Genomic DNA, 621 nt, shown 5'->3' with positions numbered 1-621 from the left:
GATTCAGGAAGAAGGCGGCATCGACTCTGCAGCGGAAATCGAACCGCTTACGATCATGATATTGGCAGGCGGTAAAGGAATTTTGCAATATCAGCGGGTATTCGGAAGGAAATTATCCCCTGTTTTTTTCAAACAAATCAATCGGCTTATTCAATAGCCCGGCCGTGACTGGACGGTTCTTACTCGGTGAAGATCGTCTCCAAAATTTCCTGTTTCCCGCCGGAAAAATAGGTGGACGGTGTGGTAGCGTTGGAACGAGCCGTTGTGGAAATGCCGGAGTATGTGATTCTGCGGTATGGTATGTTCTATGGACAGGGAACATGGAACGAACGCAACGGGCATATAGCGGAACAAGTGCTGCGAAAGGAAGTGCCTGCAACCGATGGAGTCAGCTCCTTCATTCATGTAGAGGGTGCAGCGAACGCGGCTGTGCTTGCGCTGGGTTGGCCTTCTGGCCCGGTTAATATCGTGGATGACGAGCCAGCTGCCGCAACGGAATGGCTTCCGGTCTATGCATGTGCATTGGGCGCACCAAAGCCGGATTATAAACCGGGTAGGGAGCGTGGCGAAAGTGGCGAGCGTGGCGCGTCGAATGCCAAGGCTCGACTTGAATATGGCTGG

At 52.8% G+C, this 621-nt stretch carries 1 pseudogene; it reads left to right on the top strand.

Going from position 1 to position 621, the window contains the following annotated elements:
- Nucleotides 1–231: 231 nt before the first annotated feature.
- Nucleotides 232–621, top strand: a pseudogene (locus tag GC098_RS16825) (NAD-dependent epimerase/dehydratase family protein); the annotation flags it as partial.

Source organism: Paenibacillus phytorum, from assembly GCF_013141715.1.
In the GTDB taxonomy this organism is placed as follows: Bacteria; Bacillota; Bacilli; order Paenibacillales; family NBRC-103111; genus Paenibacillus_E; species Paenibacillus_E phytorum.
The sequence above is the reverse complement of the archived record's forward strand: the minus strand, read 5'-3'. Positions and strand labels throughout refer to the sequence as shown.